This is a genomic window from Pseudomonas sp. FG98, assembly GCF_057808595.1.
In genome coordinates this window covers 1-13388 of sequence record NZ_JBMDIJ010000118.1, presented here as the reverse complement: position 1 = coordinate 13388, position 13388 = coordinate 1, and the positions used below count along the sequence as shown (strand labels likewise).

Annotated in this window: 11 protein-coding genes; 10 read left to right on the top strand and 1 reads right to left on the bottom strand. The window is 63.1% G+C overall.

Going from position 1 to position 13388, the window contains the following annotated elements; all coding sequences use genetic code 11:
- Window positions 1-57 precede the first annotated feature (57 nt).
- The gene (locus ACODSK_RS30525) at window positions 58-300 is read right to left on the bottom strand and encodes a hypothetical protein (protein WP_489021563.1); all 243 of its coding nucleotides are present in this window, start codon (window positions 298-300) and stop codon (window positions 58-60) included.
- A gap of 409 nt (window positions 301-709) precedes the next feature.
- On the opposite strand from ACODSK_RS30525, the gene ACODSK_RS30520 reads away from it, so the two are divergent.
- From ACODSK_RS30520 to ACODSK_RS30475, 10 genes are all read left to right on the top strand, one after another.
- Window positions 710-2227, top strand: coding sequence for an S-type pyocin domain-containing protein (locus tag ACODSK_RS30520; protein ID WP_489021561.1), 1518 nt, complete (start codon window positions 710-712; stop codon window positions 2225-2227).
- A complete protein-coding gene (locus ACODSK_RS30515) occupies window positions 2227-2697 on the top strand; it encodes a DUF6392 family protein (RefSeq protein ID WP_489021559.1) in 471 nt (156 codons plus the stop codon). The genes ACODSK_RS30520 and ACODSK_RS30515 overlap by 1 nt, the downstream gene beginning before the upstream one ends.
- Window positions 2698-3195: 498 nt before the next feature.
- Window positions 3196-4107 (top strand): LysR family transcriptional regulator, encoded by a 912-nt coding sequence (locus ACODSK_RS30510; RefSeq protein ID WP_489021557.1) that lies wholly within the window; start codon window positions 3196-3198, stop codon window positions 4105-4107.
- Between the two features lie 117 nt (window positions 4108-4224).
- A complete protein-coding gene (locus ACODSK_RS30505; protein ID WP_489021555.1) occupies window positions 4225-5685 on the top strand; it encodes a gamma-aminobutyraldehyde dehydrogenase in 1461 nt (486 codons plus the stop codon).
- A gap of 100 nt (window positions 5686-5785) precedes the next feature.
- A complete protein-coding gene (gene ydcS, locus ACODSK_RS30500; RefSeq protein ID WP_489021554.1) occupies window positions 5786-6937 on the top strand; it encodes a putative ABC transporter substrate-binding protein YdcS in 1152 nt (383 codons plus the stop codon).
- Between the two features lie 227 nt (window positions 6938-7164).
- On the top strand, window positions 7165-8202 hold the full coding sequence (locus ACODSK_RS30495) for an ABC transporter ATP-binding protein (protein WP_489021553.1): 1038 nt from the start codon (window positions 7165-7167) through the stop codon (window positions 8200-8202).
- A gap of 1 nt (window position 8203) precedes the next feature.
- On the top strand, window positions 8204-9157 hold the full coding sequence (locus ACODSK_RS30490) for an ABC transporter permease (RefSeq protein ID WP_489021552.1): 954 nt from the start codon (window positions 8204-8206) through the stop codon (window positions 9155-9157).
- Window positions 9147-9953 (top strand): ABC transporter permease, encoded by an 807-nt coding sequence (locus tag ACODSK_RS30485; protein WP_476746266.1) that lies wholly within the window; start codon window positions 9147-9149, stop codon window positions 9951-9953. Before ACODSK_RS30490 ends, ACODSK_RS30485 begins: the two co-directional genes overlap by 11 nt.
- A gap of 27 nt (window positions 9954-9980) precedes the next feature.
- Window positions 9981-11405: a gamma-aminobutyraldehyde dehydrogenase gene (locus tag ACODSK_RS30480; RefSeq protein ID WP_489021551.1), complete on the top strand. Its 1425-nt coding sequence runs from the start codon at window positions 9981-9983 to the stop codon at window positions 11403-11405.
- A 9-nt stretch (window positions 11406-11414) separates the two neighbouring features.
- Complete coding sequence (locus tag ACODSK_RS30475) at window positions 11415-13277, top strand: NAD(P)-binding protein (protein WP_489021550.1); 1863 nt, start codon at window positions 11415-11417, stop codon at window positions 13275-13277.
- Window positions 13278-13388 lie beyond the last annotated feature (111 nt).

Below are 13388 nucleotides of genomic sequence, written 5' to 3'. Positions count from 1 at the left end.
GCAGAACCCTGTGGGAGCCGGCGTTGCCGGCGATGAGGCCCTCAAGAACACAGCAAACTAAACCGGCACCGCCTCCGCCGATTTCGACTGCGCAACCGCCAGCAACGCCTTGCAGATCTTCATGTTCAGGACAATGCCACTGAGCATGTGCTGGTGTTTCAGCGCGGCCGGCGAAGGCAGGTAAGTGATGCTGGTGAGGGCTCTGGCCAGATGTTCTTCGGCCTTGCAAATGGCTTCTTCAGGGGAAAGGCCGGGACCGACGCAGAGGACGGGAGGTGGATCGGGGACTAGCTTTTTCATGGTTTCTGTTCCTAGGTTTCAAGGATGCAAAACCACAATTCGCTGCTAAACGAATGGTGGCGACTGTACGCGGGTTAGCAGACCGAGCCCTAGGAACCAATACCCGGCGCACCCGAAGGTGCCCACACGCACAGCCGCCATAAGACGGTTGCAGGTGGTTCCTAAATAGGGCTTCGGACTGCTAATCCGGTCGTTGATTTGGCAACGACCGACGCAGACTAGGCACCCTTTCCAGGCCACGCAACCGAAAAGCGGGCCGCGGAGTATGCTTGGGAAATTGCCTACAAGAAAGTCGGAAATCGATGAAGTTAGCGGCTGATATGCAACATCTTGTTGACGTTTATGATCGCTGAAATTTCCTACGCATCGCTCAGAATCGCCCTGCTGACACCGCCCCATCCTCGCATTAATGATCCGCCCCCTCAGCAACTACGGAGGGTGTATGGCGAGACCATTGGCATGTCTTGGCGACAAAACGACTTACGGGAAGGTCCTATCAGCTACCGCCACTTGGTACGAGGGAGAGAGACCCATCGTCCAGACAGGCGATCTGGCCCGATGTGACAAGTGCGATGGGAGCTTCCCGATCGTTGGTACGGCCACCGACTGGTGCGAAGACCAGCCCTATGTAGCCACTGGTGACCGGGTCGCCTGCCGCTGCCCGGACCATGTGGTCTATGGCTCTACTACTCAGATCACCACCAGTCCGGCATCAGTCAGAACCACTGCGACCCAGGCAGCAACTCTTGCTGAGAAACCTGCCGCCAACGCGACACCCAGCACTCCGATCGGGACAGCAACAGCCGTTCCTACCCCAGTATTCACCCGATCCTGTCTCGGCACTACCAAAGACACCTGCTCTCCGGAACCCATTTCCAACTTCGGCAGAGTCGCAGTTATCGGGCCAACCACTCGCGAGACCGCAGCGGGAACAGCGCTTGCCGGTGTGTCGATCGGCCGAGTCGCTGGCAGTGGTCTGCTGGAAGGCCTCGGAGCATGGGCGGTACGCGCCGTTGGCGCGGCCACTTCCTCACTCACGAGTGCGGCCAACCCCCTGCTTTTGGCGCTATGGCCGTCCGATCTAGCCGACGGGACGCTCTACACCGAAGAACAACTCAGGCAGATGAGCCAAGCACTGACACGGGTGCGTTTCCAGTTTCGCCGGGATGCACAAGGCGTCACGCAGATCTACGGCTTCCAAACCTTCAGCCACTACGGTGGCGAGGACCGCGTACCGGTCAGGCGAGCGCATTGGAACGCCAACAAGAGCGCGATGGAAGCGCACCTCGACGGCCTGACGATTACCTGGACTCCCAACAACGGCCCGCTGGTAAGCGCACCTACCACTTATCCCGGCGCCCGGCCCGACCTACTGGACAACCTTTTTGTCCACCCCATTCCCAATGGGCGGGACAGCCAGATAACGACCTATCCAGGACAAGATACCGAGGACATCACCTGGCAGGACGTGATCCTTACATTCCCTGCGGACTCAGGCGTACCGCCGCTGTACTTGGTATTTGCCAAGCCAGCAGTCAGACCGTTGGAGGTGGGGCCATTTAATGATCTGAGTAGCCGGAGTCGCAACGATGGGCTCGATATCGACCATATTCCGTCTCAACGAGCACTGGAAGCTATGCTTGAACGCAATTTTCCAGACATGCTCAAGGTTGAAATTGATAGCTACTTACGGAGAGCACCCAGCATTGCAATCCCGGCAGATGTTCACCGCAAGTACAGCGAGACTTATGGCGGACGCAATACAAAATCCAAGAAGACACTAGACGCAGCCGACCTTAGAACCGCCGTAGACAGCAATTTCGACGCAAACAAAATCGGACTGCTTGAACAAGGATTCTCAGAGACTGATATCGAAATTGCTCGCGACCAATTACATACTTTGAGTGAAGAACAGGGGTGGTACTAATGGATGCCAAAACCATTGAGGAATGGATCAGAAATATTGGACAGTCCTACGACACTTTGGTCAGCAAGGGGCTAATATCCCAACCCCTGCAGGAGCTCTACAAAGGCCGTGACTGGCTCGATATCGAACCCGTTACAGGGTTGGAGCTTAGCTTTTGGGCCGAGACCAAACGCTTTGAGAGATTATTTATCAGCCTCATTTCGGTTGTAGATGGCGTATCTCCTTACAGAGGAGAACTACCTAAACCCTTGCTCCCTGAAATGACTCAATCTCAAGTGCGAGCCAGCTTTGGTGCGCCTATGGAGTCGAAAGGAGTTACCAAGCTACCCTTGAATAAAGTTTTGGGTGGATTCGACACTTATAAACTTGATCAAAACACCCACCCGAATATGAAAATATCCTTCCAGTACACTGCCTCCCTGCAAGTCAAAACACTTGTCTTTTCCTTGATTGACAGAGGTCATGACTGAAGGCTTGGCGATCTATCACGGGGAGGCTGTTGTGCTCGCCCCAATCCCGAGGCGTACCAACAAGGCGGTCAACCATGGCCCATGTTCATCTCTCGCTTGTCGGGGCGCCGAACCGCAGCGATGAGCATGGGTATCTACACATCTTCCGGTTTACACAAAGCTCCAGTGCGGTGCGGTTCAGGCAGGAGCTGCTTTAGCTGCGATGGACCGCGCTAGCGGTCCCATAACCATCCCCCACGAGCCCCTGATCAAGCCGCATCATGGATTCACAGTGCCCAGTCTGCCGCGTTTCTCCAGGCTCATTGGATAGACAGGATTTGGGACCGCTGCGCGGTCCATCGCAGCTAAAGCAGCTCCTACCCGGACCGCGTCGGCCTTCGCCAAAGATGTGTAGATACTCATGCAGCGATGGGCCCAGACCAGACAGCGCAAAACTTCCCATCGAAAAAAAAGATATACACTCCCCCGCACCAACAAAACTCATAAAGCCCCGCCCCCATGATGACCCTCCGCCAGATCCGCCATTTCATCGCGGTCGCCGAAACCGGTTCCATCTCCGCCGCCGCCCAGGCCGTGTTCATTTCCCAGTCGACCCTGACCCTGGCGATCCAGCAACTGGAACAGGAGATCGGCGTCAGCCTGTTCAACCGCCATGCCAAGGGCATGACCCTGACCCACCAGGGCCATCAGTTCCTGCGCCAGGCGCACCTGATCCTGGCCACCGTGGACAACGCCAAGCGCAGCCTGCAACAGAGCACCGACCAGGTCGCCGGGCAGTTGACCATCGGCGTGACCAGCCTGGTGGCCGGCTATTACCTGGCCGACCTGCTGACCCGCTTCCAGCGCGCCTACCCCAACGTGCAGATCCGCGTGACCGAGGACGAACGGCCTTATATCGAGCACCTGCTGGTAGCCGGGGAAATCGATGTGGGAGTGCTGATCCTGTCCAACCTGGAAGACCGCCTGGCGTTGCAGACCGAGGTGCTGACCCACTCGCCCCACCGCCTGTGGCTGCCGGCCCAGCACCCGCTGCTGGAGCGCGACAGCATCAGCCTGGCCGATGTGGCCAACGAGCCATTGATCCAGCTGAACGTCGATGAAATGGAACACAACGCCCGGCGCATGTGGGCCGGTGCCGGGCTGCAGGCGCAGATCAGCCTGCGCACGGCATCCACCGAGGCGGTGCGCAGCCTGGTGGCGGCGGGCCTGGGGGTGTCGATCCAGCCGGACATGACCTACCGCCCGTGGTCCCTGGAGGGCGACATCATCGAGGCGCGGCCGCTGGCGGACCTGAGCCAGACCCTGGATATCGGCCTGGCCTGGCGCCGGGGCACGGCACGCCCGGCATTGGTCGATCCGTTCCTGACCGTGGCCCGGGAACCGGGGACTGGCCGCAAGCTTTCGATTTAATCGAACGCCCCCTTCAATATTTAGAATTTGTCGACCTGCACGCTGCGCTCTAGGCTCTGTAAGAAATATCGCCCACCTCCGTAGGGCGAATAATTAGAACAACAGAGAATCCAACGCATGTCCGGCGCACATCCGACCCTGTCCACCGCATTGCTGATCGACGGCGAACTGGTCGCCGGCGAGGGGCTGGCCGAGCCGATCTTCAACCCGGCCACCGGCGAAGTGCTGACGCGCATCGCCGAGGCCAGCAACGAGCAGGTTGAAAGCGCCATCCAGGCCGCCCACCGGGCTTTCTCCAGTTGGTCGCGGACTACGCCGCAGCAGCGCTCCATCATCCTGCTGGCCATCGCCGACGCCTTGCAGGCCCAGGCCGACGAGCTGGCCCGCCTGGAAGCCCTGAACTGCGGCAAGCCGCTGCACCTGGCACGTCAGGACGATCTTCCGGCGGCCATCGACGTGTTCCGTTTCTTCGCCGGCGCCGTGCGTTGCCAGACCGGGCAACTGGCCGGCGAGTACGTGCCCGGCTACACCAGCATGGTGCGCCGCGACCCGCTCGGCGTGGTGGCCTCCATCGCGCCGTGGAACTACCCGATCATGATGGCGGCGTGGAAGATCGCCCCGGCCCTGGCCGCCGGCAACACCCTGGTGTTCAAGCCCTCCGAACATACCCCGCTGTCGATCCTGGCCCTGGCGCCGGCGCTGGCCGAGCTGTTGCCGCCGGGGGTGCTGAATATCGTCTGCGGCGGCGGCGAGAGCGTCGGCAGCCATCTGGTCAGCCATGCCCGGGTGCGCATGGTGTCGCTGACCGGCGATATCGTCACCGGGCAGAAGATCCTCCAGGCCGCCTCCAAGACTCTCAAGCGCACCCATCTGGAACTGGGCGGCAAGGCGCCGGTGATCGTCTGCAACGACGCCGACCTGCAAGCGGTGGTCGAGGGCGTGCGCACCTACGGTTACTACAACGCTGGCCAGGACTGCACCGCCGCTTGCCGCATCTACGCCCAGGCCGGCATCCACGACAAGCTGGTCGCCGAGCTAGGCTGGGCGGTTAGCAGCCTGCGCTTTGCCAGCAAGCGCGACGCCGACAACGAGATCGGCCCGCTGATCAGCACCCGCCAGCGCGACCGCGTGGCCAGCTTCGTCGAGCGCGCGCTGAGCCAGCCGCATATCGAGCGGGTCACCGGCGCCGCCGTGCATTCGGGGCCTGGCTACTATTACCAGCCGACCCTGTTGGCCGGCTGCCAGCAGCGTGACGAGATCGTCCAGCGCGAGGTGTTCGGGCCGGTGGTCACCGTGACCCGCTTCGACGAGCTGAGCCAGGCGGTGGACTGGGCCAACGATTCCGAATACGGCCTGGCGTCCTCGGTGTGGACCCGTGACCTGGACAAGGCCATGCAGATCGCCGCGCGCCTGCAATACGGCTGCACCTGGATCAACAGCCATTTCATGCTGGTCAGCGAGATGCCCCACGGCGGGCTGAAGCGCTCCGGCTATGGCAAGGACCTGTCCAGCGACTCGCTGCAGGACTACAGCGTGGTCCGCCACATCATGGCGCGCCATGGCGAACACCTGAGCTGAACAACGCCTGAGCTGAACAACGATAGACACTACGCTAACAACGACCGCTGCACCGCTTTGACCGACTGCCCCGACCATAATTTAAAGAAGAGGGAACACCATGTTCGCGCACAAGACCGCATTGCTCAGCGCCCTGAGCACCGCCCTGCTGGCCAGCGCCAGCCTGCAGGCCGCCGAACCGCTGAAGGCCGTGGGTGCCGGCGAAGGCCAGCTGGATATCGTCGCCTGGCCCGGCTATATCGAGCGCGGTGACAGCGACAAGGCCTATGACTGGGTCACCGGTTTCGAGAAGGAAACCGGCTGCAAGGTCTCGGTGAAGACCGCCGCCACCTCGGACGAGATGGTCAGCCTGATGGCCAAGGGCGGCTACGACCTGGTCACCGCCTCGGGCGATGCCTCGCTGCGGCTGATCGTCGGCAAGCGCGTGCAACCGATCAATACCAGCCTGATCCCCAACTGGAAGAACATCGATCCGCGCCTGCAGGACGGCGCCTGGTACGTGGTCAACAAGCAGGTCTACGGCACCCCGTACCAGTGGGGTCCGAACGTGCTGATGTACAACACCAACGTGTTCCCGCAGGCGCCGACCAGCTGGAACGTGGTGTTCGAGGCGCAGAACTTCCCCGACGGCAAGCCGAACAAGGGCCGGGTGCAGGCCTACGACGGCCCGATCTACATCGCCGACGCGGCGCTGTACCTGAAATCGGCCAAGCCGGAACTGGGCATCCAGAACCCCTACGAGCTGAACGAAACCCAGTACAAGGCGGTGCTCGACCTGCTGCGCCAGCAACAGCCGCTGATCCACCGCTACTGGCATGACGCGACGGTGCAGATGAGCGACGTCAAGAACGAAGGCGTGGCTGCATCCAGCTCCTGGGGCTACATGGTCAACGGCCTGAAGGCCGACAACCAGCCGGTGGCTTCGACCATTCCGAAGGAAGGCGCGACCGGCTGGGCCGACACCACCATGCTGCACGTCGAGGCCAAGCACCCGAACTGCGCGTACAAGTGGATGGACTGGTCGCTGCAGCCGAAGGTCCAGGGTGACGTGGCGGCCTGGTTCGGCTCGCTGCCGGCGGTCCCGGCGGCGTGCACCGGTAGTGAGCTGCTTGGCGCCGAGGGCTGCAAGACCAACGGTTTCGACCAGTTCGACAAGATCGCCTTCTGGAAGACCCCGCAGGCCGAGGGCGGCAAGTTCGTGCCGTACAGCCGCTGGACCCAGGACTACATCGCGATCATGGGTGGGCGTTAAGCCTTAGCCCTGGGCCCGTCTTTCGGGCCTCATCGCTGGCAATGCCAGCTCCCACAGGTTCGGCGGCGCACACAGTTCCTGTGGGAGCCGGCCGGGCGGCGATCCGATTGCCGGCGATGAGGCCCGAGAGAACACCGCAAAAACACCTGCGAAAACACGCACCACCGTCGTCAGTCGTCCAGGCCTGGGCCGCTGCACACACCCACGCCTATCCGGAGCACCGCACCATGACCCTTGCAGTCCAGTTCACCCAGGTTTCCCGCTTGTTCGGCGAGGTCAAGGCCGTCGACCGGGTATCCATCGATATCCAGGACGGCGAGTTCTTTTCCATGCTCGGCCCGTCCGGCTCGGGCAAGACCACCTGCCTGCGCCTGATCGCCGGCTTCGAACAACCCAGCGACGGCTCGATCCGCATCCACGGCGCCGAAGCCGCCGGCCTGCCGCCGTACCAACGCGACGTCAACACGGTGTTCCAGGACTACGCGCTGTTCCCGCACATGAGCGTGCTGGACAACGTCGCCTATGGCCTGAAGGTCAAGGGCGTCGGCAAGCAGGAACGCCACAAACGTGCCGAGGAAGCGCTGGACATGGTCGCCCTCGGCGGCTACGGCAGCCGCAAGCCGGTGCAACTGTCCGGCGGCCAGCGCCAGCGCGTGGCCCTGGCCCGCGCCCTGGTCAACCGTCCCCGCGTACTGCTGCTCGATGAGCCGCTGGGCGCCCTCGACCTGAAGCTGCGCGAGCAGATGCAGACCGAGCTGAAGAAGCTTCAACGGCAACTGGGCATCACCTTTATCTTCGTCACCCACGACCAGACCGAAGCGCTGTCGATGTCCGACCGCGTGGCGGTGTTCAACCGCGGTCGCATCGAGCAGGTCGACACCCCGCGCAACCTGTACATGAAGCCGGCGACCACCTTCGTCGCCGAGTTCGTGGGCACCTCCAACGTGCTGCGCGGCGACCTCGCCAGCCAGCTGAGCGGCAGCGGACAGCCGTTCTCGATCCGTCCCGAGCACATCCGCCTGGGCGACGCCGCCGTCAGCGGCCAGGTCCAGGTCAGCGGCGTGCTCCACGATATCCAGTACCAGGGCAGCGCGACCCGCTACGAACTGAAGCTGGACAACGGCCAGTTGCTCAATGTCAGCCAGGCCAACACCCAGTGGCAGGCCGATGCCGCGCAGTTGCAACCGGGCCAGCGCCTGGCTGCGCACTGGGCGCGCGAGGCGATGACGCCGTTGCAGGAAACCGTGTTGAGCGAGGGTCGTTGAGATGAGCCTGGCCCTGGAAAAACCGGCGCTGGCGCCGACTGCGGGATCGCCGATGCGGCGCTTCTCCAACCTGCTGTACCGCAAGCCCAACCTGTATCTGGCGCTGCTGTTGATCCCGCCGCTGATCTGGTTCGGCGCGATCTATCTCGGCTCGCTGCTGGGCCTGCTGTGGCAGGGGTTCTACACCTTCGACGACTTCACCATGGCGGTGACGCCGGACCTGACCCTGGCCAACTTCGCCGCGCTGTTCAACCCGGCGAACTTCGACATCATCCTGCGCACCCTGGTCATGGCGATTGCCGTGTCCATCGCCAGCGCCGCCCTGGCCTTCCCCATCGCCTACTACATGGCGCGCTACACCACGGGCAAGACCAAGGCGTTCTTCTACATCGCGGTGATGATGCCGATGTGGGCCAGCTATATCGTCAAGGCCTATGCCTGGACCTTGCTGCTGGCCAAGGGCGGCGTGGCCCAGTGGTTCGTCTCGTTGCTGCACCTGGAGCCGGTCTTGCAGTTCATCCTCGGCATCCCGGGCGTGGGCGGCAGCACCCTGTCGACCTCGCACCTGGGGCGCTTCATGGTCTTCGTGTACATCTGGCTACCGTTCATGATCCTGCCGATCCAGGCCTCGCTGGAGCGCCTGCCGCCGTCGCTGCTGCACGCTTCGGCCGACCTCGGCGCAACGCCGGGGCAGACCTTCATGCAGGTGATCCTGCCGTTGTCGGTGCCGGGCATCGCCGCCGGTTCGATCTTCACCTTCTCCCTGACCCTGGGCGACTTCATCGTGCCGCAACTGGTAGGCCCGCCCGGCTACTTCATCGGCGGCATGGTCTACGCACAGCAGGGCGCGATCGGCAACATGCCGATGGCTGCGGCCTTCACCCTGGTGCCGATCGTGCTGATCGCCATCTACCTGTCCATCGTCAAACGCCTGGGGGCCTTCGATGCACTCTGAAAAAGCTTCGCTGGGCCTGCGCCTGGCGGCCTGGGGCGGGCTGGTGTTCCTGCACTTCCCGATCCTGATCATCTTCCTCTACGCCTTCAACACCGAGGACGCGGCGTTCAGCTTCCCGCCCCAGGGCTTTACCCTGAAGTGGTTCAGCGTGGCCTTCTCGCGGCCTGACGTGCTGGAGTCGATCAAGCTGTCGCTGCAGGTGGCCTGCCTGGCCACGCTGATCGCCCTGGTGCTCGGCACCCTGGCCTCGGCGGCACTGTACCGGCGCAGCTTCTTCGGCAAGGAAGGCATCTCGCTGATGCTGATCCTGCCGATCGCCCTGCCCGGCATCATCACCGGCATCGCCCTGCTCTCGGCGTTCAAGAGCCTGGGCATCGAACCGGGGATCTTCACCATCGTCGTCGGTCACGCCACCTTCTGCGTGGTGATCGTCTACAACAACGTGATCGCCCGCCTGCGCCGCACCTCGCAGAGCCTGATCGAGGCGTCCATGGACCTCGGCGCCGACGGCTGGCAGACCTTCCGCTACATCATCCTGCCGAACCTCGGTTCGGCGCTGCTGGCCGGCGGCATGCTGGCCTTCGCCCTGTCGTTCGACGAGATCATCGTCACCACCTTCACCGCCGGGCACGAACGCACCCTGCCGATCTGGCTGCTCAACCAGCTCAGCCGGCCGCGCGACGTACCGGTGACCAACGTGGTCGCCATGCTGGTGATGATGGTGACCATGCTGCCGATCCTTGGCGCCTACTACCTGACCCGCGGCGGCGAAAGCGTTGCCGGCAGTGGCAAATAACCCTGACTTGCTGACGAGGACTGAACCATGCAAACCAAGCTGCTGATCAACGGACAACTGGTGGCCGGCGAAGGACCTGCCTACGACGTGCTCAACCCGTCCCTGGGCGCCACCCTGGTGAGCATCAACGAGGCCACCGCCGCCCAGGTCGATGCCGCCGTGCGCGCTGCCGACCACGCCTTCGACGCCTGGTCGCAGACCACGCCGAAGGACCGCTCGGCCCTGCTGCTGAAACTGGCCGACGCCATCGAGGCGAATGGCGAGGAACTGGCCAAGCTGGAATCGGACAACTGCGGCAAGCCCTACAGCGCCGCATTGAACGACGAGATCCCGGCCATCGCCGATGTGTTCCGCTTCTTCGCCGGCGCCAGCCGCTGCCTCAACGGTTCGGCGGCGGGCGAATACCTTCCGGGCCATACCTCGATGATCCGTCGCGACCCGGTCGGCGTGATCGCCTCCATCGCGCCGTGGAACTACCCGCTGATGATGGTCGCCTGGAAGATCGCCCCGGCCCTGGCCGCCGGCAATACCGTGGTGCTCAAGCCCTCCGAGCAGACTCCATTGACCGCCCTGCGCCTGGCGCAGATCGCCGCAGAGATCTTCCCGGCCGGCGTGCTCAATATCGTCTTCGGCAAGGGCCCGAGCGTCGGCGCGCCGCTGGTCACCCACGCGAAGGTGCGCATGGTTTCGCTGACCGGCTCCATCGCCACCGGCTCGAACATCATTTCCAACACCGCCGACAGCGTGAAGCGCATGCACATGGAACTGGGCGGCAAGGCTCCGGTGATCATCTTCGATGACGCCGATATCGACGCCGCCGTCGACGGCATCCGCACCTTCGGCTTCTACAACGCCGGCCAGGACTGCACCGCGGCCTGCCGCATCTACGCGCAGAGCGGCATCTACGAGAAGTTCGTCGAGAAGCTTGGCGCCGCGGTGTCGACCATCAAGTACGGCCTGCAGAACGATCCGGAAACCGAGCTTGGCCCGCTGATCACCGCGCAGCACCGCGATCGCGTCGCCGGCTTCGTCGAGCGCGCCATTGCCCAGCCGCATATCCGCCTGGTCACCGGCGGCAAGGCGGTGCCGGGTGACGGCTTCTTCTTCGAGCCGACGGTACTGGCAGATGCCCAGCAGGACGACGAGATCGTCCGCCGCGAAGTGTTCGGCCCGGTGGTCTCGGTGACCCGCTTCGACGACGAGGCGCAGGTGCTGGAATGGGCCAACGACTCCGACTATGGCCTGGCCTCGTCGCTGTGGACCGCCGACGTCGGCCGCGCCCACCGGGTTTCGGCGCGCCTGCAATACGGCTGCACCTGGGTCAACACGCACTTCATGCTGGTCAGCGAGATGCCTCACGGCGGCCAGAAACTCTCCGGCTACGGCAAGGACATGTCGATGTACGGCCTGGAAGACTACACCTGCATCCGCCATGTGATGTTCAAGCACTAAGGACCCTTCATGCAGATCACACGACGCGATTTTCTCAACGGCGTCGCCATCGGCATCGCGGCGGGGATGACCCCGCTGCAACTGCTCCAGGCCGCTCCGGACGGGCGTTACTACCCGCCGTCCCTGACCGGCCTGCGCGGTAGCCATGCCGGTGCCTTCGAAGTGGCGCACCAGATGGGTTGGGAGAAGAAGACTTTCGACACCGACGCCCTGCCGATCGCCGAGCAATACGACCTGGTGGTGGTCGGTGGTGGCCTCAGCGGCCTGTCGGCGGCCTGGTTCTATCGCCAGCGCCATCCGCAGGCGCGGATCCTGATCGTCGAAAACCATGACGACTTCGGCGGCCATGCCAAGCGCAACGAGTTCAGCGCCGACGGGCGGATGATCATCGGCTATGGCGGCAGCGAGGCGTTCCAGTCGCCGAACCATCTTTACAGCAAGGAAGTGAACGGGCTGCTCAAGGCCCTCGGGGTGGAGATCAAGCGCTTCGAAACAGCCTTCGAGCGCAACTTCTACCCGGACCTGAAGCTGTCCCGTGGGGTGTTCTTCGACAAGGAGACCTTTGGTGAAGACAAGCTGGTGACCGGCGACCCGACGCCCATGGTCGCCGACGATATCGCCCCGGAGCGCCTGAATGCCCGCTCGATCCGCGATTTCATCAATGACTTCCCGTTGTCGCAAGCCGACCGCCAGGCGCTGATCGCCCTGCACGAAACACCCCGGGACTACCTGGCCGGCAAGAGCAAGGAAGACAAGACCGCCTACCTGGAACGCACCAGCTACCGCGACTTCCTGCTCAAGAACGTCGGCCTGTCGCCGACGGCGGTGGCCTATTTCCAGGGCCGCACCAACGACTTCATGGCCCTGAGCATCGATGCCGTGGCGGCGGCGGACGCCTACAGCGTCGGCTTCCCCGGCTTTTCCGCAATGCAGCTCGACCCGATCAGCGAAGAAGCCCAGGCGGAGATGGAAGAGCCGTATATCTACCACTTCCCAGACGGCAACGCCTCGCTGGCGCGCCTGCTGGTGCGTGACCTGATTCCCCAGGTGGCGCCGGGCAAGGGCATGGAGGACATCGTCCTGGCGCAGTTCGACTACAGCCAGCTGGACCAGGCCGCGCACCCGGTGCGCATCCGCCTGAACAGCACGGCGGTCAGCGTGCGCAATGTCGAAGGCGGGGTGAACGTCGGCTACAGCCGTGGCGGGCAGTTGGCCCAGGTGCGGGCGAAACACTGCGTCATGGCCTGCTACAACATGATGATCCCCTACCTGCTGCGCGACCTGCCGGCCGAGCAGGCCCATGCCCTGAGCCAGAACGTCAAGTTCCCACTGGTGTACACCAAGGTGCTGGTGCGCAACTGGCAGGCGTTCCACAAGCTCGGCGTGCACGAGATCTATGCCGCGACCCAGCCCTACAGCCGGATCAAGCTGGACTATCCGGTAAGCATGGGCGGCTACGAGCATCCAAGGGACCCGGCCAAGGCCATCGGCCTGCACATGGTCTACGTGCCGACCACGCCCAATGTCGGCATGAGCGCCCGCGACCAGGCGCGCACCGGCAGGGCGAAGCTTTACGCGCAGACGTTCGACGAGCTGGAAGCGCAGCTACGGGATCAGTTGCAGCGCATGCTCGGGCCGGGGGGCTTCGATCATCAACGGGACATCCTGGCGATCACGGTGAACCGCTGGTCCCATGGCTATGCCTGCTTCACCAACAGCCTGTTCGACGATGCCGGGCAGACGGAGAAGTGGATGGAACAGGCGAAGAAGCCGCTGGGCAATGTCACCATCGCCAACTCGGATGCGGGGTGGAGTGCATATGCCCATGCGGCGATCGATGAGGCTTGGCGGGCGGTGGGGGAATTGGGCTGAGTCCTGAGAGCAACACCAAACCCTGTGGAGACCTGACAACATCATTGTTCAAGCCGGCCTCATCGCTGCATGGGTATCTACACATCTCTATCAGGTGCACTGCGGACCTTG

Bases quoted from the DNA above. Each gene is read 5' to 3' on its own strand.
- ACODSK_RS30525 (WP_489021563.1), bottom strand. From the start codon at position 300: ATGAAAAAGCTAGTCCCCGATCCACCTCCCGTCCTCTGCGTCGGTCCC.
- ACODSK_RS30520 (WP_489021561.1), top strand. From the start codon at position 710: ATGATCCGCCCCCTCAGCAACTACGGAGGGTGTATGGCGAGACCATTG.
- ACODSK_RS30515 (WP_489021559.1), top strand. From the start codon at position 2,227: ATGGATGCCAAAACCATTGAGGAATGGATCAGAAATATTGGACAGTCC.
- ACODSK_RS30510 (WP_489021557.1), top strand. From the start codon at position 3,196: ATGATGACCCTCCGCCAGATCCGCCATTTCATCGCGGTCGCCGAAACC.
- ACODSK_RS30505 (WP_489021555.1), top strand. From the start codon at position 4,225: ATGTCCGGCGCACATCCGACCCTGTCCACCGCATTGCTGATCGACGGC.
- ydcS (WP_489021554.1), top strand. From the start codon at position 5,786: ATGTTCGCGCACAAGACCGCATTGCTCAGCGCCCTGAGCACCGCCCTG.
- ACODSK_RS30495 (WP_489021553.1), top strand. From the start codon at position 7,165: ATGACCCTTGCAGTCCAGTTCACCCAGGTTTCCCGCTTGTTCGGCGAG.
- ACODSK_RS30490 (WP_489021552.1), top strand. From the start codon at position 8,204: ATGAGCCTGGCCCTGGAAAAACCGGCGCTGGCGCCGACTGCGGGATCG.
- ACODSK_RS30485 (WP_476746266.1), top strand. From the start codon at position 9,147: ATGCACTCTGAAAAAGCTTCGCTGGGCCTGCGCCTGGCGGCCTGGGGC.
- ACODSK_RS30480 (WP_489021551.1), top strand. From the start codon at position 9,981: ATGCAAACCAAGCTGCTGATCAACGGACAACTGGTGGCCGGCGAAGGA.
- ACODSK_RS30475 (WP_489021550.1), top strand. From the start codon at position 11,415: ATGCAGATCACACGACGCGATTTTCTCAACGGCGTCGCCATCGGCATC.